This is a genomic window from Streptomyces sp. NPDC029152 (assembly GCF_055564355.1).
The window spans coordinates 46828-66507 of record NZ_JBVHWR010000004.1; the positions used below are offsets into that span (position 1 = coordinate 46828).

At 74.8% G+C, this 19680-nt stretch carries 21 protein-coding genes and 1 pseudogene; 14 read left to right on the forward strand and 8 right to left on the reverse strand.

Features of this window, described 5'->3' with window-relative positions; translation table 11 throughout:
- The first annotated feature begins 13 nt into the window (after positions 1-13).
- The 6 genes from ACZ4V6_RS09640 to ACZ4V6_RS09665 all read left to right on the forward strand — a co-directional run bounded on the left by ACZ4V6_RS09640 (position 14) and on the right by ACZ4V6_RS09665 (position 8040).
- A complete protein-coding gene (locus ACZ4V6_RS09640) occupies positions 14-2965 on the forward strand; it encodes a helix-turn-helix transcriptional regulator (protein WP_467824463.1) in 2952 nt (983 codons plus the stop codon).
- A 90-nt stretch (positions 2966-3055) separates the two neighbouring features.
- Positions 3056-4348, forward strand: coding sequence for a CAP domain-containing protein (locus ACZ4V6_RS09645; protein ID WP_467824465.1), 1293 nt, complete (start codon positions 3056-3058; stop codon positions 4346-4348).
- A 427-nt stretch (positions 4349-4775) separates the two neighbouring features.
- Positions 4776-5735: a threonine/serine dehydratase gene (locus ACZ4V6_RS09650; RefSeq protein WP_077799159.1), complete on the forward strand. Its 960-nt coding sequence runs from the start codon at positions 4776-4778 to the stop codon at positions 5733-5735.
- 603 nt (positions 5736-6338) lie between these two features.
- Positions 6339-6485: a hypothetical protein gene (locus ACZ4V6_RS09655; RefSeq protein WP_467824468.1), complete on the forward strand. Its 147-nt coding sequence runs from the start codon at positions 6339-6341 to the stop codon at positions 6483-6485.
- A gap of 54 nt (positions 6486-6539) precedes the next feature.
- A complete protein-coding gene (locus ACZ4V6_RS09660; RefSeq protein WP_467824471.1) occupies positions 6540-7514 on the forward strand; it encodes an LLM class F420-dependent oxidoreductase in 975 nt (324 codons plus the stop codon).
- Positions 7515-7614: 100 nt separating this feature from the next.
- Positions 7615-8040 (forward strand): SsgA family sporulation/cell division regulator, encoded by a 426-nt coding sequence (locus tag ACZ4V6_RS09665; RefSeq protein WP_467824473.1) that lies wholly within the window; start codon positions 7615-7617, stop codon positions 8038-8040.
- A 49-nt stretch (positions 8041-8089) separates the two neighbouring features.
- Here the strand turns inward: ACZ4V6_RS09665 and ACZ4V6_RS09670 are convergent, their stop codons facing one another.
- Positions 8090-8599 carry a DUF6328 family protein gene (locus ACZ4V6_RS09670; RefSeq protein WP_467824476.1) on the reverse strand — a complete coding sequence of 170 codons (510 nt, stop codon included), beginning with the start codon at positions 8597-8599 and terminating at the stop codon, positions 8090-8092.
- 150 nt (positions 8600-8749) lie between these two features.
- Between ACZ4V6_RS09670 and ACZ4V6_RS09675 the strand changes: the two genes are divergently transcribed.
- On the forward strand, positions 8750-9097 hold the full coding sequence (locus tag ACZ4V6_RS09675) for a hypothetical protein (protein WP_467824479.1): 348 nt from the start codon (positions 8750-8752) through the stop codon (positions 9095-9097).
- A 39-nt stretch (positions 9098-9136) separates the two neighbouring features.
- Here the strand turns inward: ACZ4V6_RS09675 and ACZ4V6_RS09680 are convergent, their stop codons facing one another.
- Positions 9137-10120 (reverse strand): aldo/keto reductase, encoded by a 984-nt coding sequence (locus ACZ4V6_RS09680; protein ID WP_467824481.1) that lies wholly within the window; start codon positions 10118-10120, stop codon positions 9137-9139.
- 130 nt (positions 10121-10250) lie between these two features.
- Here ACZ4V6_RS09680 and ACZ4V6_RS09685 point away from each other — a divergent pair, with 130 nt between their 5' ends.
- Positions 10251-10703, forward strand: coding sequence for an SRPBCC family protein (locus ACZ4V6_RS09685; protein ID WP_467824483.1), 453 nt, complete (start codon positions 10251-10253; stop codon positions 10701-10703).
- A 1-nt stretch (position 10704) separates the two neighbouring features.
- Here the strand turns inward: ACZ4V6_RS09685 and ACZ4V6_RS09690 are convergent, their stop codons facing one another.
- From ACZ4V6_RS09690 to ACZ4V6_RS09700, 3 genes and pseudogenes are all read right to left on the reverse strand, one after another.
- Positions 10705-11412 carry a ribonuclease H family protein gene (locus tag ACZ4V6_RS09690; RefSeq protein ID WP_467825586.1) on the reverse strand — a complete coding sequence of 236 codons (708 nt, stop codon included), beginning with the start codon at positions 11410-11412 and terminating at the stop codon, positions 10705-10707.
- A gap of 60 nt (positions 11413-11472) precedes the next feature.
- A pseudogene (locus ACZ4V6_RS09695) lies at positions 11473-12255 on the reverse strand (VOC family protein); the annotation flags it as partial.
- Between the two features lie 169 nt (positions 12256-12424).
- The gene (locus tag ACZ4V6_RS09700; protein WP_467824486.1) at positions 12425-12907 is read right to left on the reverse strand and encodes a VOC family protein; all 483 of its coding nucleotides are present in this window, start codon (positions 12905-12907) and stop codon (positions 12425-12427) included.
- A 234-nt stretch (positions 12908-13141) separates the two neighbouring features.
- On the opposite strand from ACZ4V6_RS09700, the gene ACZ4V6_RS09705 reads away from it, so the two are divergent.
- Both ACZ4V6_RS09705 and ACZ4V6_RS09710 read left to right on the forward strand, forming a co-directional pair.
- Positions 13142-13795, forward strand: a complete 654-nt coding sequence (locus ACZ4V6_RS09705) for an ATP-dependent Clp protease proteolytic subunit (RefSeq protein WP_467824488.1) — start codon at positions 13142-13144, stop codon at positions 13793-13795.
- Positions 13795-14397 (forward strand): ClpP family protease, encoded by a 603-nt coding sequence (locus ACZ4V6_RS09710; RefSeq protein ID WP_467824490.1) that lies wholly within the window; start codon positions 13795-13797, stop codon positions 14395-14397. Before ACZ4V6_RS09705 ends, ACZ4V6_RS09710 begins: the two co-directional genes overlap by 1 nt.
- A gap of 79 nt (positions 14398-14476) precedes the next feature.
- Here the strand turns inward: ACZ4V6_RS09710 and ACZ4V6_RS09715 are convergent, their stop codons facing one another.
- Positions 14477-14869, reverse strand: a complete 393-nt coding sequence (locus ACZ4V6_RS09715) for a helix-turn-helix domain-containing protein (protein WP_467824493.1) — start codon at positions 14867-14869, stop codon at positions 14477-14479.
- 278 nt (positions 14870-15147) lie between these two features.
- Here ACZ4V6_RS09715 and ACZ4V6_RS09720 point away from each other — a divergent pair, with 278 nt between their 5' ends.
- Entirely contained in the window at positions 15148-16035 is an 888-nt protein-coding gene (locus ACZ4V6_RS09720) for an RNA polymerase sigma factor SigF (protein WP_467824495.1), read from the forward strand.
- A 98-nt stretch (positions 16036-16133) separates the two neighbouring features.
- On the opposite strand, the gene ACZ4V6_RS09725 is transcribed toward ACZ4V6_RS09720, so the two are convergent.
- Positions 16134-16589: an ATP-binding protein gene (locus tag ACZ4V6_RS09725; RefSeq protein ID WP_467824497.1), complete on the reverse strand. Its 456-nt coding sequence runs from the start codon at positions 16587-16589 to the stop codon at positions 16134-16136.
- Positions 16590-16735: 146 nt separating this feature from the next.
- Here ACZ4V6_RS09725 and ACZ4V6_RS09730 point away from each other — a divergent pair, with 146 nt between their 5' ends.
- The 3 genes from ACZ4V6_RS09730 to ACZ4V6_RS09740 all read left to right on the forward strand — a co-directional run bounded on the left by ACZ4V6_RS09730 (position 16736) and on the right by ACZ4V6_RS09740 (position 19082).
- Positions 16736-17320: a PRC-barrel domain-containing protein gene (locus ACZ4V6_RS09730; RefSeq protein WP_467824499.1), complete on the forward strand. Its 585-nt coding sequence runs from the start codon at positions 16736-16738 to the stop codon at positions 17318-17320.
- Entirely contained in the window at positions 17317-17733 is a 417-nt protein-coding gene (locus ACZ4V6_RS09735) for a PRC-barrel domain-containing protein (RefSeq protein ID WP_467824502.1), read from the forward strand. Before ACZ4V6_RS09730 ends, ACZ4V6_RS09735 begins: the two co-directional genes overlap by 4 nt.
- Before the next feature lie 80 nt (positions 17734-17813).
- The gene (locus ACZ4V6_RS09740) at positions 17814-19082 is read left to right on the forward strand and encodes a streptophobe family protein (RefSeq protein WP_467824505.1); all 1269 of its coding nucleotides are present in this window, start codon (positions 17814-17816) and stop codon (positions 19080-19082) included.
- Between the two features lie 140 nt (positions 19083-19222).
- On the opposite strand, the gene ACZ4V6_RS09745 is transcribed toward ACZ4V6_RS09740, so the two are convergent.
- The gene (locus ACZ4V6_RS09745; protein ID WP_077799143.1) at positions 19223-19633 is read right to left on the reverse strand and encodes a hypothetical protein; all 411 of its coding nucleotides are present in this window, start codon (positions 19631-19633) and stop codon (positions 19223-19225) included.
- Positions 19634-19680: the final 47 nt, after the last annotated feature.

Genomic DNA, 19680 nt, shown 5'->3' on the forward strand with positions numbered 1-19680 from the left:
GGCGCGTGTCAGGATGGGCGGCGTGTCGCAGACCTCACCCACCCGCCCACTCGTCGGCCGCGAGGACGAACTCGCGCGTCTCACCAAGGCGTTGGACCGCGTCCGCGGCGGTGAGGCCCGCGCGGTGCTCGTCGCCGGGGACGCCGGGGTCGGCAAGACCCGGATGCTGGACGAGGTCGCGGGGCGGGCCGCCGCGGCCGGGACGACCGTGCTCACCGGGCACTGCGTCGACCTGGGCGACGTCGGCCTGCCGTATCTGCCGTTCACCGAGATCCTCGGGGTGCTGGCCGCCGACGAGCGGTTCGCCCCCGTGCTGGCCGCGCACCCGGTGGCCGAGCGGCTGCTGGGGGGCGGTCCGGAGGACGACGCCGGCGCCCCGCGTTCGCGGCTGCTGCTCTTCGAGGGCGTGGCCGCCCTGCTGACCGACCTGGCGGACGCCGCGCCGCTGCTGCTGGTCCTGGAGGACCTGCACTGGGCCGACCAGTCCTCCCGGGACCTGCTGAGGTTCCTGCTCAGCAGGGGGGTGCTCCAGCGCCACCGGATCGCGGTGTTCGCCTCGTACCGGGCGGACGACCTGTACCGCCGCCACCCGCTGCGCCCGCTGCTCGCCGAGCTGGTGCGGCTGCCCGCCGTGGAACGGCTGGAACTGCGGCCCCTGCCGGACGCCGACGTGGCCCGGCTGGTGCGCGCGCTGCGGGAGCGGCCGCTGCCGGACACCACCGTGCACCGGATCGTCGAACGCGCCGAGGGCAACGCCTTCTACGCCGAGGAGCTGGTCGCGGCCACGGACACGCCCGCCGGGGGCGTGCCCAGCGGTCTGGCCGATGTCCTGCTCATCCGGTTCGAGCAGCTGTCCGACACCGCCCAGCAGGTGCTGCGCACCGCCGCCGTCGCCGGGCGCCGTGTGGGGCACGGCCTGCTGCGGGACGCCGTGGGGCTGCCCGAGGAGGAGCTGGAGTCGGCGCTGCGCGAGGCCGTGGAGCGGCAGTTGCTCGTCTCCGGCGACGGAGGCGCGTACTCCTTCCGGCACGCCCTCGCCCGGGAGGCGGTCTACGCCGACCTGCTCCCGGGCGAACGGGCCCGGCTGCACGGCGCGTTCGCCCGGCTGCTCGCGGGGGCGGGCCGCCGGTCCGACAGCGCCGCCGAGCGCGCCCACCACTACCGCGAGAGCCACGACCTGCCCGAGGCCCTGGCCGCCTCGCTGGAGGCCGCCGACCACGCCCAGCGGGTCGGCGCGCCGGCCGAGGAGCTGCGGCACCTGGAGGCGGTCCTGGACCTGTGGTCGGCGGTCGACGCCGCCGCGCGCCCCGTCGGCCCCGACGCGGTGACGCTGACGCTGCGCGCCTCGGCCGCCGCCGCGCACGCCGGGGAGCTGCACCGCGCGGTCTCCCTGACCCGGTCCGCGCTGGCGGGCCTCGGCCAGGACGCGGACCTGGAGCTGGCCGCCCGCGTCCGCTACACGCTCGCCGGGAACCTGCTGAGCGTGGACAACCTGTCGGCCGCGTACGCCCACAGCAGCGAGGCGCTCGGCCTGATCCCCGCCGAGCCCCCGTCGTCGACGTGGGTGTGGGCCGCGGCCACCCATGTGACGGCGGCCCGCCAGGTCGGGGAGAACGGGACCGCGCTGCGGGTCGCCCGCCGGGCCCTGCGGGTCGCGGAGGACCTGGGGGTCACCGACGCCCGCGCCGATCTGCTGATCTCCCTGACGAGCCTGGAGGGAGGCAACCGGTCCACCCCGGCGGGCCGGAAGCGGCTGCTGGAGGCGCGCGAGCTGGCGCGGCGGGCGGGCAACACGCCCGTGGAGATGCGCGCGCTGTTCAACCTCGCCATCGGCTGCTTCGAGTCCGGTGACGTGGAGGAGTGCCTGTTCTGGGCGGCGGAGGGACTGGACCGGGCCCGGCGCTCCGGGCTGCTGTCCTCGCCGTATCCGCGGGAGATGCGGTACCTGCGGCTGCTCGTGCAGTACACGCTGGGCCACTGGGACGAGGTGCTGCGCGAGTCCGCCGGGCAGGCCGGGGTGCGGCCTGCCCTGAGCGGTCACGCCCTCGGTCCCGGACTGTACGTGGCGCTGGCGCGCGGCGACCTCGGGGCGGCCGAGCAGGCCCGGGCCCTGCTGGAGGGGCCGTTCGACTGGATGGCGCGGATGGTCGGCGGAATCGTGCTGACCGACGCGGCGGCGCTGCGCGGGAACGCGGAGGAGGCCGTGCGGTGGATGCGGTCCTCCGTCGAGGCGCTCGCGCTCACCGAGGCGGGCACGCGGCCCGCCGTGACCGTCCGGCTCGCCACGCTCGCGCTGTCCGCGGTCGCCGACACCGTGGCCGAGCTGCGCCGGGCCGGGGACGGGCCGGGAGCGGCCCGCTGGGCGGACACCGCGGCCGAACTGCTGGCCGAGGCCCGCTGGTCCGCCGAGCACGGCTACGACGACCTCCCCCAGGGCCCGGAGGGCCAGGCGTGGCTGGCGCGGGCGGAGGCCGAGTGGTCCGGGATCTCCGGCGCCGCGCCGGACCCGGCGTCCTGGGAGCGGGCGGTGGCCGCCTTCGCCTGCGGCGACCCCTACGAACGCGCGCGGTGCCGGCTGCGGCTGGCCGGAGCCCTGTTGGCGGCGGGCCGCCGCCAGGAGGCGGCCGCCGAGGCCGACGCCGTACGCCGGGAGGCCGACCGGCTCGGTGCCACGCTGCTGCGCGAGCGGCTGGACGCCCTGGTCCGGCGCGGAGGACTGACCGACGCCGCGCCCGCCGGGGGCGGTACGGCGGTGCTGACGGCCCGCGAGCAGGAGGTGCTGCGGCTGCTCGCCCTGGGACGCACCAACCGGCAGATCGGCGAGGAGCTGTTCATCAGCGCCAAGACGGCGAGCGTCCACGTCTCCCGCATCCTCGCCAAACTGGGTGCTTCGAGCCGTACGGAGGCCGTCGCGGTCGCCTACCGGCAGGGCCTCGTCGCACCGGAGCCGGCCGCGTCGGGCTGACCCCGGCCGGACGCCGGGAACCCGGGCCGGCCGGGGGGCGTTGTCCGGGCACCCCACCCCACGGCGAACCACGACACAGGGCGGCACAGGATGAGCGAGTTGGTCCCCGGCGGCAACGTCCCCCTGCCGGGCGGCCCCGTGAACGTGCGGGTGCCGGGCGGGTTCGACGTGTCCGCCCTCATCACCGACGACGGCGGCAAGGTGGGCGGTGACGGCGACTTCGTCTTCTACAACCAGCCCGACGCCCCCGGCGCCCGGCTGCGGGACGACACGCTCACCGTCGATCCGCGGCGGCTGCGCGCCGGTGCCACCCGGGTGACGGTGGCCGTCAGCCCCGCCGACCCCGGGATGCCGCTGAGCGGCCTGCCCTCTCCCGCGCTCCACGTCACCGACGCGGCCGGCCGCGTGCTCGCCCGGTTCTCCCCGCCCCGCCCGCGCCAGGAGACCGTGCTGCTGCTCGCGGAGCTCTACCGGCGCGGCGGGGGCTGGAAGCTGCGCGCCCTCGGCCAGGGGTACGCGGACGGACTGGCCGGTCTCGCCCGGGACTTCGGGGTGGAGGTCGTGGACGACGCCCAGGACCCCGACGCGGCCGCGCCGCCGCCCGCCGCCCCGGGCGGCTTTCTCGAACTGGTCAACTCCGCCCGCGCGACGGCCGGTTCCCCTCCCGTCTCGGCCGACGCGCGCCTGGCCTCCGCGGCCCGCTCGCACGCCGGCGCCATGGCCGCCGGGGGCGCGTTGAGCGTGGAGACCCGGGACGGCGTCTCGGTCCACCAGCGCGTCGTCCTGGCCGGGTACGCGTACCTCACCGTCGGCGAGCACCTGGTCTCGGGCCCGCGCACGCCCGCGGAGTTCGTCGAGCACTGCCTGCGCACCGAGCGGGCCCGGCGCACCCTGCACGAGGCCGTCTTCACGCACGCCGGCTGGGGCCACGCCACCGGCGGGCCCTCGGGCGACACGTACTGGACGGCCCTGTGGGCCGTGCCGCTGACACCGGACGGCCTGGACCGCGCGACCGGCGAGGTCGTCGATCTGACCAACCGGGAGCGGGCCCGGGCCGGCCTGCCCGGGCTGGCCTCCGACCCGCGGCTCACCACGGCCGCGCAGGCGCACAGCGCGGACATGGTGGCCCGGGACTTCTACTCGCACACCGACCCCGACGGCGGCAGGCCCTGGGACCGGGCGGCCGCGGCGGGAGCCACGCGGCGCACGGTCGGCGAGAACATAGCCTGCGGCCAGCGTTCTCCCGCCGAGGTGGTGGAGGGGTGGATGAACAGCCCCGGGCACCGGGCCAACATCCTGAAGGCCGGCTTCACCCACATCGGGGTCGGTCTGGCCGGCGGCGGCCGGGCGGGCATGTACTGGACCCAGCTCTTCGGCGGCTGACCGGCCCCCTCCCCGGCGGAACCGGCCGCGGCGGCGGACACGACCGTCGAGGACGCCGAGGTCGTGCGGTACGCGGTGGACGGCGAGGTGCCCGCCCGGCGGGGAGCGGTGATCGCCTGCCGCGGCAGCCTCCGGTTCGAGCACAGGGCCGGGGTGCGGGCGGCATGCCCGGGCGCGCGGTCCCCCGGCCCGATGCCGCGCGGGGGCCCGGGGAGGCCGGGCAGCCGACGCTCCGGGGCGAAGAGCACGTCGTCGTGCGGCCGAGCGAGGCGACGTCGCCAAAGCCCCGGCAGCACCGGGCCCGGCGGGGGTCGTCCGGGTCGCGGGCCCCGGCGGCCTCGCCCGGGGACCCTGTTGACCCGGGGCACGTCGCGCGGAAGGCTGCGAGGCGGCGTGGATCACCACCCGCGCCGGAAGGATGACTGCCTTGATCGGGATCACTCAGATCGAAGCCGCGGCCGAGCGGATCGCCGGCCATGTCGTGCGCACCCCGACGGTGCCGAGTCCGGGGCTGACCGCGCTGCTCGGGGCCCCGGTCACCGCGAAGCTGGAGTTGTTGCAGCGCACCGGGTCGTTCAAGGCGCGCGGCGCGACGGCGAAGCTGCTGTCGCTGACCGAAGCCGAGCGGGCCGCGGGTGTCGTGGCGGTCAGCGGCGGCAATCACGGCATCGCCGTGGCGGTCATGGCCGCCGCGCTCGACGTGAAGGCCACGGTGGTGATGCCGCGCACGGCGCCCGCGCGTTCGGTGGAGACCGCCGAGGAGGCGGGTGCGCTGGTGCGGCTCACCGACGGCATGGACAGCGCCTTCGCGCTCGTGACGCGGTTGCGGGAGGAGGGGCTGACGCTGGTCCATCCCTTCGACGATCCCGTGGTGATCGCCGGACAGGGCACCGTGGGGCTGGAGTTCGCCGAGGACGCCGGGGAGCTCACCGACGTGGTCGTGAGCATCGGCGGCGGCGGGCTGATCGCGGGGGTGGCGGCGGCGCTGCGGGCCCGCCGGCCGGACGTGCGGATCTGGGGCGTGGAGACGGAGGGTGCCGAGGCCATGTCCCGGGCGCTGGCGGCGGGCGGCCCGCTGCCGGTCCCGCTGTCGTCGGTCGTCACCACGCTCAGCGCCCCGTCCGTCTCGCAGTTGACGTACGACCATGTGTCCGCGCTGGTCACCGACGTGCTCGTGGTGTCCGACCGGGAGGCCGTCCAGGGGTCCCTGGAGCTCGCCGAGCACGCGAAGGTGTGGACCGAGCCGGCCGCCGGCTGTCTGCTGCCCGCGGCCCGGCGGGTGGTGGAGCGGGTGGGCGGCGGGGCCCGGATCGGGCTGGTGGTGTGCGGGGGGAACGCCACGATCGCCGACATGACGGCCTGGGCGGACCGCTTCGGGCCGCGCTGAGGCCGGCGTTCCCCGTGGGCCGCGCGGGAAGGGCCGGGCCGGACTGAACGCGCCCCGGCCCGCCCACCGTACCCCTGGGCGACCGACAGCCGGCGGGCGGCGGCCGCCGGGACCGCGGCGGCCGTCCGCCGTCACGGTCGCCGCCCTCGCCGCCGTCCACGGCCTGTCCGGCACGGGCGGCGACACCGGCGCGCGGCAGCGCCCCTCCTCCCCCGCCGCACCGCCCGCCGGCGCCGCTCCCCGGCCGGGTGCGACGCCGTCCCCGTCGGAGCCCGGCGCAGCCGTCCCCGCGGGGTCCCGCCGCTACCGGGCGCCGGAGGGCTTCTCCGTGGCCCTCCCCGGGAACCGGCGGCGGCTGGGCGCCTCGCGCGTGCCGGACGGGTCGCACCGGGCCGTCTTCGGGGAGGCCGGCGATCCGCGGACCCTCGCGGTCGCCTACGGCGAGCGGGTGGGCGCGGACCCCGTGGCGGTCCGGCACGACGAGGTCGAACCCGGCCTGGAGCGGTCGGGCGGGTACCGGAGGGTCGGCGGGATCCGCCCGACGGCCCACCCGGGCGCGGGGCGGCCGACACGGAGTGGCTCGCCGAGGACGACGGCGTCCGGGTGCGCACGTTCGGGCGAGGTCTCCTGCTGGGCGGCGGGCGCAGCTTCTCGCTGCGCTGGACGACCCCGGCCGCCGACCGGGACGACGCCGCGAACGAGCGGGCGCTCACCGCCTTCCTCGCGACGTTCCGGGAGGACTCCGGCTGACCCGGGCCCGGCAAGCGTCCGTTTTCGTGCCGCGCGGACGGGGACTCGCCTCGCATGGTGCAAATCGGATACACGATGATGACCGAGCAGGCCGGTCCCCGTGAGCTCGTCGACCACGTGGTGCGGGCCGAGCAGGTGGGCTTCGACTTCTCGGTGACCTCGGACCACTACTTCCCGTGGCTGCGCTCCCAGGGGCACGCGCCGTACGCGTGGAGCGTGCTGGGCGCCGCGGCGCAGGCGACCTCCCGCATCCCGCTGATGACGTACGTGACGTGTCCGACCTTCCGCTACCACCCCGCGGTCGTGGCGCAGAAGGCGGCGACGCTCGCGCTGCTGTCCGAGGGCCGGTTCCGGCTGGGGCTCGGCTCGGGCGAGAACCTCAACGAGCACGTGGTGGGCGGCGGCTGGCCGTCCGTCGACGTGCGCCACGAGATGTTCCAGGAGGCCCTGGAGATCATCAAGGCGCTCTTCGAGGGCGGCCACGTCAACCACCGCGGCACCCACTTCGACGTCGAGTCGGCCCGGCTGTGGGACCTGCCGGACAGCCCGCCGCCCATCGGCATCGCCGTCTCCGGCGAGCGCTCCTGCAAGCTGGCGGGCGAGCTCGCCGACTTGGTGATCGCCACCGAGCCCAAGCCGGAGCTGCTGGAGGCGTTCGACCGGCACGGCGGCCGGGGCAAGCCGCGCGTCGGCCAGCTTCCGGTCTGCTACGACCCGGACCGGGACGCGGCGATCGAGCGCGCCCACTCCCAGTTCCGCTGGTTCGGCAGCGGCTGGAAGGTCAACTCCGAGCTGCCGCACCCGGATTCGTTCGAGGCGGCGACCCAGTTCGTCACGCCCGAGGACGTCGCGGAGTCGATCCCCTGCGGCGACGATCCGGACGCCTTCGTCGAGGCGGTGCGCCCGTACGCGGAGGCCGGGTTCACCGAGATCGCCCTGGTGCAGATCGGCGGCGACTCCCAGCCGGCGTTCCTGGACTGGTCGGAGAAGACCCTGCTGCCGGCCCTGCGCGACGCCCTGGGGTCCTGACGGCCGGGGAGCCCGTGAGGGAATCACCCGGTTGCCGGAGCATCTTGCCGAGGATCGGGGTACTAGAGGGCCCTACGTCTGTTCTCCCGGAGGCCCTGCCGTGAAGTCCCTCGTGCACAAGACCCTGGTCGTGCAGCTCCAGACGGGTGACGCCGACCGTTTCCCGGTGCTCGCCCATCTGAGCTACGACCCGGCGGACCCGTTCGCGCTCACCGTGCTGTTCAGCCACGACGGCCGTGTGCTGGCCCGCTGGACGCTGGACCGGGAGATGGTGGGCGAGGGGCTCGCCCGCCCGGTCGGCGTGGGCGACGTGCGGCTGCGGCCCGAGTCGCGGGGCGTGTGGGAGGAGCTGCGCATGGAGTTCCTCGGCGACCAACGGCCCGACGGGGAACGCCACCGCGCCGTGGTCTTCATGTGGGCGGCGGCGGTGGCCGCGTTCCTGCGCGAGACCCACGCGGTGGTCCGGCCGGGCGAGGAGGAGGTGCACGTCGACGACTTCCTGGCGCACCTCATGGCCGACGGCTGAGCGGACGCGGCACACCCCTGGCGCGGCTCCCCGGCAGGGGGCCGCGCCGTCAGCGTGAGGTGTGGCGGTGCCGGGTCCACAGGGGTATCCCGAACCAGCACAGCAGGTACCACAGCACCACGCCGGCGACCAGGTAGGGCACGAAGCCGTCATGGGTCGCGACACGCAGGATCAGCAGGAGCGAGGCGGTCGTGGTGGCCAGCAGCAGCACCAGCCCGAGCAGGGTCAGCCGGGAGGCCCACCGCACCGCCTGCGGTTTCACGCGCCGCCCGGAGACGAGGCGGTGCAGGGACACCGGTCCGATCAGGGCACCGGTCGTCACCGCCCCGAGGACGACCGTCACCAGGTAGATCGTCCGGTTCGTGTCCGACAGGTCGTCGTACTTCGGGGTGAACACGACGGTGAGCAGGAACCCGAAGAGGATCTGCACGCCCATCTGCGCGACGCGGACCTCCTGGATCAGCTCCGTCCACATCCGGTCCGCGCGCTCGTCCTCCGTCTCGTCGCGCCCCCTGCGCCGGCCCGGGGCCCCCGCCGTGTCCGCGTCCGTGTCCGCCATCGTTCCTCCCGTCGCCGCCGTCTGGGTCCCCCTCCCTCTTCCCGGGTTCCCCGCGGTCAGACGCCGTGCCGGCGGCGGCGTCCGGTTTGGGCGGTCGGGGGACGGTTACACGGGCGGGACCCACACCGAGGCACAGGAGGTTGGCGAAGCATGTCCGACACTCAGCTCACCGTGACGCTCAGCGGCGGGGGCATCGACGACGCGCGGGCGGTCGTCCGCGCCCTGGAGGGTGCCTTCGGGGCGCCCGACGACCTGCCGGCCGACGAGCGGGCGACGGTCCGCACCGCGACCTTCAGCTCCCCGCCCTCCCCGGAGGCGGACACCGCGCCGCCCCGGGCGGGCGCCGGACTCTCGGCGCCGGTGACGGTCACCGTGCAGGGCACCCCGCAGGCCGTCGAGGCCGCGAGCAGGACGCTGACCGGCGCCTTCTCGACGCGGGACGAGGGCGCCTCCTCCGGCGACCAGGAGCGGGAACGGCAGCTGCTCCTGGTGCCGTGAGCGGTGCGGTGAGGGCTGCCGTGCGGCGGCCGGAGCGGGCTACCAGCGGTCTTCGACCTGCTCCTTGATCCGGCGGTCGTAGAGGTCGCGGACCGCCGTGAGCGTGTCCTCGCCCAGCTCCGGCAGTCGGGCGGCGTCCGTGTTGGCGCGGGCCTGTTCGGGCGAACGGGCGCCGGGGATCACGGTGGTCACGCCGGGCTGCTGGACGATCCAGCGCAGCGCCAGCTGGGCCGGGGTGTACCCCTCGGGCGCGAGGGCGGCGAACTCGGCGGCGGCCTCCACGCCGGTGGCGAAGTCGACGCCGGAGAAGGTCTCGCCCTGGTCGAACGCCTCACCGTGGCGGTTGAAGCTGCGGTGGTCGTTCGCGGCGAAGACCGTGTCCTTGGTGTACTTGCCGGACAGCAGGCCGGAGGCGAGCGGCACCCGGGCGATGATGCCGACGCCGGCCTCGCGGGCGGCCGGCAGGACCTCGCGCAGGGGCTTCATCCGGAACGGGTTGAGGATGATCTGCACGCTCGCCACGTTCGGCCGGGCGATGGCGGTCAGTGCCTCCTGGCAGGTCTCGACGCTGACGCCGTACGCCTTGATCCGCTCCTCCTCGACGAGGGTGTCCAGGGCGTCGAACACCTCGTCGGAGGAGTAGACCGGGGTCGGCGGGCAGTGCAGCTGGACCAGGTCCAGTACGTCGACGCCGAGATTGCGCCGGGAACGGTCGTTCCACTCCCGGAAGTTGTCGAGGACGTAGTTCTGCGGGATCTGCTCGACGCGCCGGCCCATCTTCGTGGCGACCAGCACGTGCAGGTCCGGCCTGCCGCGCAGGAAGGTCGCGATGGTCTCCTCGCTGCGGCCGTCGCCGTAGACGTCCGCGGTGTCGAAGAAGGTCACCCCCGATTCGGCCGCCGCCTCCAGCACCGCGAGGGCTTCCTTGTCGTCGACGTCTCCCCAGTCGGCCCCCAGTTGCCAGGTGCCGAGGCCGATCACCGAGGCGTGCTGGTCCGACCTGTCGAAAGTGCGCTCGTCCATGCCGCACAGTCTGTCATCCCCGGCCCCGGCGGCCGCGCCGGCCCGGCGGGCCCCCCGACAGGGTGATTCGCCGGGCGGCCGCCGGGTACCCGCGTGACTCCGTCCGACGAACCCAAGGAGGAGAGACAGCGTGTCGCAGGTCGAGGAGACCATCGAGGTCGGCGTCCCGGTCCGTACCGCCTACAACCAGTGGACCCAGTTCGAGTCGTTCCCCGAGTTCATGAGCGGGGTGGAGCGCATCGAGCAGCGCGGTGACACCCTCACCCACTGGGTGACGAGCGTGGACGGCGTCCGCCGGGAGTTCGACGCGGAGATCACCGAGCAGGTGCCGGACGAGCGGGTCGCGTGGACCACGGTGTCCGGCGAGGCCCGGCAGGCCGGTGCGGTCACCTTCCACCGCCTGGACGAGGACCGCACCGAGGTGATGCTCCGCATGGAGTTCCAGCCGGAAGGCGTCACCGAGAAGGTCGGTGACAAGCTCGGGGTCGTGCAGCGGCAGACCAAGGGCGACCTGGAGCGGTTCAAGCGGTTCATCGAGGAGCGCGGCCGGGAGACCGGCGGCTGGCGCGGCACCGTCAGGTGACCTACGCCTCCGACCGGGGCTGTCCGGCCGCCGCCGTGCGGCACTCCGGGTGGCCCCAGCCCTGGTCGTTCTTGGCGATGGACTCCCCCGCGGCGTACGAACGGCCGCACACGCAGCGGCCGGGGAACTTCGCCTTGAGGGTGCGCGCGGAGGCGCCCCCGCCCTTGCGGGCCGTGGCCGGTCCGCGGCGCGGTGTCTTCCTCGCCGCCGGGGCGGCCGGCGCGGGCGGCGGCTCGGGGGAACCGAGGCCGCTGCCCGCGGGCTCCTGGACGGTGGCCGCCTGGCTGGCGGCGCGGTCGGCGAAGTCGTTGAGCCGGTCGCCGTCGACCTGGTGGGCGGGCACGTAGCGGAACTCGACCGAGCGGCCGTCGAGCAGCTCGTCGATGCGCACGACCAGTTCCTGGTTGGCGACCGGCTTGCCGGCGGCGGTCTTCCAGCCGTTGCGCTTCCAGCCGGGCAGCCAGGTGGTGACGGCCTTCATGGCGTACTGGGAGTCCATGCGGACCTCCAGCGGCACGTCCGGGTCGGTCGACGCCAACAGCCTCTCCAGCGCGGTGAGTTCGGCGATGTTGTTGGTGGCCCGGCCGAGCGGTCCCGCCTCCCAGCGGACCGGGGCCTCCGACGCGTCGGCCACCACCCAGGCCCAGCCGGCCGGGCCCGGGTTTCCCTTCGAAGCCCCGTCGCACGCGGCCACCACACGTTCACGCATGCCCCGATCATGCCATGGCCCGGACGGGTGTCCGCAGGGCCCTCGGGGAACGGGCCCGTGGTCCGGCGGCTCCCCCTCGGTCCTCGTGATGTCGATCACGGAGAAGTCCGCGCCCTGCGGGTCGCCGAGCGCCGCGAAGCAGCCGGACGGGGTGTCCACGGGCCCGAGGCGCAGGACACGCCGTGCCCGGTGGCGCGGGCCACGGCCTCGTCGCAGTCGGGGACGGTGAAGCAGACGTTGAGGCGGGGCTCCGCCTCGGGCGGGAAGTCCTCCGTCATCCGCATCCGGCCCAGGACGGGACGGTCTCCGGGCCCGAAGACGCGGAAGTCCACGTGCTCGTCCTCCGTCTGCTTCGCCTCGCAGGAGAAGACCGCGGGGAAGAACGCGTCCGACCCGCCGGGCTCGCGGGTGAAGACCTCGGCCCAGCAGTGCGCGCCGGGTTCGGCCATCGCCCCGAACCCCTCGTGGGTGCCGCCCTGCCAGACGCCGAACACGACGCCGCCCGGGTCGCGGGCCAGGCACACGGTGCCGAGGTCTCCGACCCGCATCGGCTCCAGCAGCAGCTCGCCGCCGGCCTCGCGGATCCGGCCGGCGGTCGCGGCGGCGTCCGGGGAGGCGGAGCAGAGGCACCACGGGGACCGGTCCTCCCGGCCGGGCGGCGGGACCACCGCGGCGACCGCCTTGCCGTTCGCGCAGCACTGGGTGCAGCCGCCGTGCTCCGACGACGACTCGCCGAAGGTCCGGCCGAGGACGTCTCCGTAGAAGCTCTCGGCCCCCTCGACGTCGCTGAACACTGAACATCGCGTCGGCCCGGCAAGGGGCTCCTTCGGGCTGCACGGCCACGTCTGCCGCCTCCGCATCGCTGGATGTGCCGTTCGGCCGTGGTGGCGCGAACGGTGGGAAGGGTCCGTTCCCTCACGTCGGGCGTCACGGTCCGGCTCCGCGCGCCGGGCGTCGCGGTCCCGGGACGGGCCGGGTGCGGGCCGCCGCGCCGGGCACGGCGGCGGGTGCCTCACCGGCCCGCGTACGCCTCCTCCAGCTCGGCGATGTCGAGCTTGCCCATCGACATCATCGCCTTGAAGGCACGGGCGGCCCCGGCCGGGTCCGTGTCGCGGAGCATCTCCTCGAGCCGGACCGGCACGATCTGCCACGACACCCCGTACCGGTCCTTGAGCCAGCCGCAGGGGCCGTGCTCGCCGCCGCCCTCCACGAGCTTGGCCCAGTAGTGGTCCACCTCCTCCTGGCTCTCGCACATGACCTGGAAGGAGACCGCCTCGTTGAACGTGAACCGGGGCCCGCCGTTGAGGGCGACGAACTTCTGGCCGTTGGCCGTGAAGTCGACCGTCAGGACGGTGCCGGCGGAGCCTGGCGCGCCCTCGGGGTAGTGGGTGACGGCGCCGATGCCCGAGTTCTTGAAGACCGAGACGTAGAAGCCGGCGGCCTCCTCCGCCCGGCCGTCGAACCAGAGACACGTGGTGAAGCCGTCGGTGGTCATGAGTACCTCCCGGGTGCGGGCGTGGAACGCGGTCACCACTGTCGACCGGCACGGGCCGCGGAACTCATCGGCCGCGGTGCCGGGACCTCCCGCCGGGCCGTGCGAGCGCTCTGCCCACGGCAGATCTGCCGCGGGCAGAGAAATCCCCGCGGGGGCCGGTCCCCGGCCGAGAGTGGGGGGACCGCGGCGCACCAGCCGCTCACCACTTCCCCGACGACTCGACGAGGAGCGCCGATGTCTCCACTCATCACCGGCCCGGCGCCGGCCCCGCCCCGGGCGGAGGAGGGCGACACCCTCCCCACCCGGTTCGACGACCACCTGGCCGCGCAACTGCTCGCGCAGCGCATCGTGCTGCTGGGCACCCAGGTCGACGAGGTCTCCGCCAACCGGGTCTGCGCCCAGTTGCTGATCCTCTCGGCGGAGGACCCGCGCACCGACATCAGCCTGTACGTCAACAGCCCCGGCGGCTCCGTGCACGCGGGACTCGCCATCTACGACACGATGCGGCTGATCCCCAACGACGTCTCGACGCTCGCCATGGGGTTCGCGGCGAGCATGGGGCAGTTCCTGCTCAGTGTCGGCGCCGCGGGCAAGCGCTACGCCCTGCCGAACGCGCGGATCATGATGCACCAGCCGTCGGCGGGCATCGGCGGCACCACGGCCGACATCGAGATCCAGGCGGACAACCTGGAGTTCACCAAGCGGACCATCGAACGGATCACCGCCGAGCACACCGGCCAGAGCCCGGAGACGATCTCCCGGGACGGCGACCGCGACCGCTGGTTCACGGCCGAGGAGGCCAGGGAGTACGGCATGGTCGACCAGGTCGTCCGGTCGCTCGCGGACGTCCGCCCGGCCGCCTCGCGACGCAGGATGGGGCTGCAGTGATGGGGAGCTACACGATTCCGAACGTCGTCGAGCGCACCCCGCGGGGCGAACGGTCCTACGACGTGTTCAGCCGGCTGCTGTCGGAGCGGATCATCTTCCTGGGGACCGAGATCGACGACGGTGTGGCCAACGTCGTCATCGCGCAGCTCCTGCACCTGGAGTCGTCGGCCCCGGAGAGCGAGATCGCGATCTACATCAACTCCCCCGGCGGCTCGTTCACCTCGCTGATGGCGGTCTACGACACGATGACGTTCGTGCAGGCGCCGGTCTCGACCTTCTGCGTCGGGCAGGCGGCCTCCACCGCGGCCGTGCTGCTGGCCGGCGGGGACCCCGGACGGCGGTTCGTGCTGGAGCACGCGCGGGTGCTGCTCGGTCAGCCGGCCAGCGGCGGACGGCAGGGCACGGTCTCCGACCTGACCCTGCAGGCCAAGGAGATGGTGCGGATCCGCTCCCAGGTCGAGGAGGTACTGGCCCGGCACACGGGGCACGCCCCGGCGGCGCTGCGCGCGGACATGGACCGCGACAAGGTGTTCACCGCCGAGGAGGCCGTGGCCTACGGGCTGGCCGACGAGGTGCTCAGCCGCCGTCTCGCGAGGGGGTGAGCCGCGAGGGTGTGAGACCTCCGGCCCGGTGCCCGGTGACGGGGGCGACCGTCGCGGGGCACCGGGCGGGAACTCCCCGTCAGGCGGCCAGACACATCCCGTCGTACCGGGCGCCGGAGGCACCGGGGCCGCGGCCGGCGCCGGTGTGCCGCGCGGTGACGCGGACCAGCTCGCCCTGGGCCCGCGCCAGCAGGTCGGCCAGGCCCATGCCGAGGGCGCCCGCGGCGGCGGCGAGCACCTCCGACGAGGCCTCCTTGCGGCCGCGCTCCACCTCCGACAGGTACGGCATCGAGATGCGCGCGGCCTCCGCGACGTCCTTCAGGGTCCGTTCCTGGGCCAGGCGCTCGCGCCGCAGGACGTCGCCGACCAGATCGCGCCACAGGGGCTCTCTGACGGCGGGACGGTCCTGGGGGCGCGCGGCCGGCGGGCGCAGGGGGATGACGCGGGCTTCGTTCGGCACGTGGCTGGTCACGTCCACAGCCTAGGAGCCCCGCGGCCGGGTGGAAGGGGGCGGCGTTCCGCCGACAGGGAAATCAGCGGAGGGTGAAGCTCCGCATCCGGGCGCGCCCGGATGCCCCCGGCCGCTCACGGGCATAGCCTGGAAGGAGAGACGGCACCCCGCGACGACGCCGCGGTCATCGCGTTCACGCCACCCCGGGAACCGGGGGGCATGGACACGCGTGACCCGGGTACCCGCCAACGGGAAGAACCTGGGGAGACGCCCAAACCGTGACGTTCGTGGGAGAGGCAATGGAGACCGCCGTGATCCGGTCGGAAGCGCAGGTCGTCGGGAGGACCACCGGGAGCGGGACGGACGACGGGTCGCTGCCGGGGGTCGTGGACCCGCGCGCGGTGGCCCCGCGGGACGCGCGGCAGCTGTCCCGCCAGTTCTTCCAGCGTCTGACGGAGCTGGAAGAGGGCACGCACGAGTACCAGTACGCGCGCAACACGCTGATCGAGATGAACATGTCGCTCGTGCGGTTCGCCGCCGGCCGGTTCCGCGGCCGCGGCGACGACATGGAGGACATCGTCCAGACCGGCATGATCGGCCTGATCAAGGCCATCGACCGGTTCGAGCTGTCGCGCGAGGTCGAGTTCACCTCCTTCGCCCTGCCGTACATCGTCGGCGAGATCAAGCGCTTCTTCCGTGACACCACCTGGGCGGTGCACGTGCCGCGGCGGCTCCAGGAGCTGCGCGTGGAACTGGCCAAGGCCCGCGAGGAGCTGTCCAGCCGGCTGGACCGTGAGCCCACCGTCGCCGAGCTCGCCACGCTGATGAACATCAGCGAGAAGGAGGTGGTCGAGGGGCAGATCGCGTCCAACGGCTACAACTCCTCCTCGCTGGACGCCGCGCTGACCGGGGACGGCCCCGAGGGCGGCGAGTCGGTGCTCGCCGACTTCATCGGGGTCGAGGAGGACGGGCTGCGGCTCGTCGAGGACTTCCACTCCCTCGCTCCGCTGATGGCCGAGCTCAGCGAGCGCGACCGGCAGATCATCCACATGCGGTTCGTGGAGGAGGCCACCCAGGCGGAGATCGGCGAGCAGCTCGGCTGCTCGCAGATGCACGTGTCCCGGCTGATCAAGCGGATCATCACCCGGCTGCGCGAGGGCATGCTGGGCGAGCTGGGCTGCGCCTGACACCGACGACGACACACACGACACACGCCCCGGGGACCCTCACGGCCCCGGGGCGGTCCGTTCCCCCGACCTGCCGGTGGTACGGGTGGACGCACCGGTCACTCGTCGGTGAGCCGCACCACCGCGCGCACGCGCTTGCCGACCGGCACCCGCTCGACGACGAGCGTCTCGGCGAGGGCGTGGACGATCTCGAGCCCGTGCCGCCCGACGCGTTCGGGATCTCGGGGGAAACGCCGGGGCACCGTGCCGCTGCTGTCGTAGACGGTCACCGTCACGGTGTTTTCCGTCCCCTCCAGTTCCAGGATGTACGGCCCCTGGCTGTGCCGGTCGGCGTTGGTGACCAGTTCGCTCACCACCAGGAGCACCGCGCCGTCGGACCGCCGGCCGACCGTGGCGCACCACTCGGTCCTGAGCTGGTCGAGGAAGAGCGAGGCCAGGTGCCGCGCCTGCGCGATGCATCCGGGCTCGCCGGAGTAGTGTGCCGCCCGCCTCAGTGGTTCCACGGGTACGTCGAAGCCAGTCGGTATCACTGCCCCGTCCAGATGTTCGGTCATGCGTTTCTCTCTCGGAAGCCGGACTGGCCGGACGCTACTGCACCCGTCCTCGTACCCAGGGTTCGGCTTCGCAGTCCCTCTCTTCCGGCAGTGCGGGCATCGTCACAGCCGGCCGGGGAACCCGCAGGGTGCGGGAAGGGTGTGCGATGGACGAACTGATGGGCGCGCGCAGTCTCACCACCCGGCCGGTGGTCACCCTGGGCGGGGACGCGATCGCCCACGTCAAGGACACCGTCTTCGACGCCGCGGCCGGGCGGATCACCGGTTTCACGCTGAGCGGCCGGGGTCTGTGGTCCGGCCCGATGAAGGAGGGTCTTCCGTGGCCGGCGGTGTACGCGCTCGGCCACGACGCGGTGATGGTCCGCGACCGGCGGGGCCTGGTGAGCACCGCGCTGCTGATGGTGCGCCAGGAGACGCTGCGGGGCCGGCTGCTGGGGGCGAACGTGGTGACCGACGCGGGCACCGAGGTCGGCACCGTGCTCGACGTCGTGGTGGAGAGCGGCACCGGCGGGCGTGTCGTCGGCTTCCGGGTGGCGGCGAGCAAGCGGTTCGCGCCGGGCCCGGCCCGCCACCGGCGCAAGGTGTACGTGGCACGGGGACAGACGCTGACGGTCGCCGGCCGGGCGCTCGTCCTCCCCCCGGACGCCGTACGGCACGTGGCCGACGACCTGCCGGGCTTCACGGCCCTGCTCGGCGGTGTGCCCGGCAGCTGGAGGGGCTCGCCGTCGTGATGCTGTTCTCCGAGGTGCGGGGCCTGCCCGTGCTGGACCGGGACGGGGACCGCAGGCTGGGCGCCGTGACGTCCCTGACGGTCGACGCCCCCTCCGGCGTGGTCAGCCACGTCCGGTACCGCGCCGGCCGCCTGCGCGGGGAGACGGTGCTGCCCTGGGAGGCGGTGCGGTCGCTCGGCCCCGGGGCGCTCCGGGTGGGTCCGGCGAGCGCGCCGGACGTGGTGCCGCCCGGTCACGACCTGCTGGGCCGCCGGGTCCTGACCGAGGCGGGCGTCGAGCACGGCACGGTGCTGGACGTGGCGTTCGAGCCGCGCAGCGGCCGCGTCCTGGCGCTGTTCACCACACGGGGCGAGCTGCCGGCCGGCCGCATGATGGGCCTCGGCGACCACGCGCTCGTCGTCCGGGCGGGCTGAGCCCGGGCGGCCGGGCGCGGGCCGACGCGGACGGCCCCGCCGGAAGGGCGCGGCGCGCGGGTGCTGCTTAGCGTGGTCGCGTGAGCTCACGAAACCCCTCCGGCCCGGCAGCGGCCCGGCACGGCTGGGCTCAGGCCCTCGCCACGGTGCTGGCCGGACTGCTCGCCATGGGAGCCGTGGCCGCGTTCGGACTGTGGGCGGCCGGCGCGGCGGACCTGCCCGGCAACGCCTTTCCCCGGGTCGTCACGGCGACGGTCGTCGCCGCCGTGGGCGGTTCGCTGGAGCTGTCCGGGGACGTCGGCGGACTCGCCGGCACCGAGGCGGGGCTGACCGTGATGCCGCTGTCCGTCACACTGGCCGGGGCGCTGGTGATCGCCGCGGGGTTCCTGCGGCCGCTGCGCCACCGGGCGGTCGCCGGCGCCGGTGAGCTGGCCGGCTGGGCCGGCCGCATCGCCGTGCTGTGGCTGCTCGCCCTCGTCGGACTGGCCTTCGCCTCGCGGCAGACCTTCGAGGTGCCGCTCGGGGAGGGGATCCTCGACGACCTCGGGGACCTGCTCGGCATCACTCCGCGGATCGGCTTCACCACGGACGTGCCGCTGACCGTGCTGTTCGGACTGCTGTGGCTGGCGGGTGTGCTGGTACTGGCCCTGCTGGTGTCGCGCGGGGCGCCGCTGCCGGGGCGGCTGCCGCGCTTCCAGGCGTCGGTGCGGCCGGTGGCGTACGCGATGGTGGCGCTGTTGCTCGCCCACGTCGTCGTCGGTGTCGTCGTCGGCCTGGTCGTCACCGGGACGCGGGGGCATCCGGCGGACACCCTCGCCGTCCTGCTGCTCGGTCTGCCGAACCTGGCGTGGCCCGCGCTCACCATCGGCCTCGGCGCCGCCTGGGACGGACGGGTGGAGGGACCGTTCGGGCTGCCGATGCCGCAGGTGCTCGACGAGGTGCTGCGCACGCCGGACGTCTCCACGGTGGATCTGGGCACGCTCACCGAGCGGGACGGGCGGATGTGGTGGCTCCTGGTCGCGGCCGTGGTGCTGCTGCTGCTGGCCGCCGGGTGTCTGGCGGCGGCCCGCTCGCCGGCCGGGACGCCGGCCTGGCGGCACGCCGTGCACATGGCGGTCGCACTGGCGCTCACGGTGTTCATGATCTGCGCGGTGGGCAGGATCTCCGCGTACTACGGCCTGTCGGTGCTCGGCATCGGCGACCTGGGCGGAGGGCTGTCCGGGCGGCTGTTCCTGCGCCCGCGGCTGTGGGGCGCGGTCGGCCTCGCCCTGCCGTGGGGCCTGGTCGCCGGGTTCCTCGGCGCACTGCTCGCGCGGGGGGTGCGCGGCAGGGGCGGCGCGGCCGGGTGAGGCTCGGTCCAGGGGGTGTCGTCCGGGTCGTGCCGGGGCCGCGGGGGCCGGCACGCGCGTCCGCGGCGTCGCCGTCCGCTGCAAGGCGCCGCCGGCCCGATCCGGACGTCACTCCTCGGACCCCGCTGCCGCACGCGGGCTCAGGCGACGGGGACGACCAGCGGTGGTGCGGCACGCTGCATGCGCAGGGCGTCGACGGACTCGGCCAGCAGCTCGTACTCGGTGGTGTCGTCGCTGGTGGCGATGCGCACCAGGCGCCCCGCGGCCAGTTCGTCGGCGACCAGCTCCTGCTGGACGACGTCCGCGCACCACACGCGCAGGACGCGCGGCACGTCGGGCGCGTCGTCGGCGACCGGGGTCAGGGCGCCGCGCGGTAAGTGCGGGGAGTCGGGCTGCGGGTCGAGGCGCTCGGCGATCCAGGACGCGCGGTCGCGCAGCCACCACAGGGCGAGGGCGAGCGTGGGAGCCCGGTAGGTGCCCAGGGGTACGCCCACGCGCCGGCCGTCGCAGACGCCGTAGGCGGTGACATGGCACAGGAACTCGTCGTGCACTGCTCCCCTCCCCCGTCGCCCGGCTCGTCCGCCGGTCGGGCATGACG

Bases quoted from the DNA above. Each gene is read 5' to 3' on its own strand.
- ACZ4V6_RS09640 (WP_467824463.1), top strand. From the start codon at position 14: ATGGGCGGCGTGTCGCAGACCTCACCCACCCGCCCACTCGTCGGCCGC.
- ACZ4V6_RS09645 (WP_467824465.1), top strand. From the start codon at position 3,056: ATGAGCGAGTTGGTCCCCGGCGGCAACGTCCCCCTGCCGGGCGGCCCC.
- ACZ4V6_RS09660 (WP_467824471.1), top strand. From the start codon at position 6,540: ATGGTGCAAATCGGATACACGATGATGACCGAGCAGGCCGGTCCCCGT.
- ACZ4V6_RS09670 (WP_467824476.1), bottom strand. From the start codon at position 8,599: ATGGCGGACACGGACGCGGACACGGCGGGGGCCCCGGGCCGGCGCAGG.
- ACZ4V6_RS09675 (WP_467824479.1), top strand. From the start codon at position 8,750: ATGTCCGACACTCAGCTCACCGTGACGCTCAGCGGCGGGGGCATCGAC.
- ACZ4V6_RS09680 (WP_467824481.1), bottom strand. From the start codon at position 10,120: ATGGACGAGCGCACTTTCGACAGGTCGGACCAGCACGCCTCGGTGATC.
- ACZ4V6_RS09690 (WP_467825586.1), bottom strand. From the start codon at position 11,412: ATGCGTGAACGTGTGGTGGCCGCGTGCGACGGGGCTTCGAAGGGAAAC.
- ACZ4V6_RS09700 (WP_467824486.1), bottom strand. From the start codon at position 12,907: ATGACCACCGACGGCTTCACCACGTGTCTCTGGTTCGACGGCCGGGCG.
- ACZ4V6_RS09705 (WP_467824488.1), top strand. From the start codon at position 13,142: ATGTCTCCACTCATCACCGGCCCGGCGCCGGCCCCGCCCCGGGCGGAG.
- ACZ4V6_RS09710 (WP_467824490.1), top strand. From the start codon at position 13,795: ATGGGGAGCTACACGATTCCGAACGTCGTCGAGCGCACCCCGCGGGGC.
- ACZ4V6_RS09720 (WP_467824495.1), top strand. From the start codon at position 15,148: ATGGAGACCGCCGTGATCCGGTCGGAAGCGCAGGTCGTCGGGAGGACC.
- ACZ4V6_RS09725 (WP_467824497.1), bottom strand. From the start codon at position 16,589: ATGACCGAACATCTGGACGGGGCAGTGATACCGACTGGCTTCGACGTA.
- ACZ4V6_RS09730 (WP_467824499.1), top strand. From the start codon at position 16,736: ATGGACGAACTGATGGGCGCGCGCAGTCTCACCACCCGGCCGGTGGTC.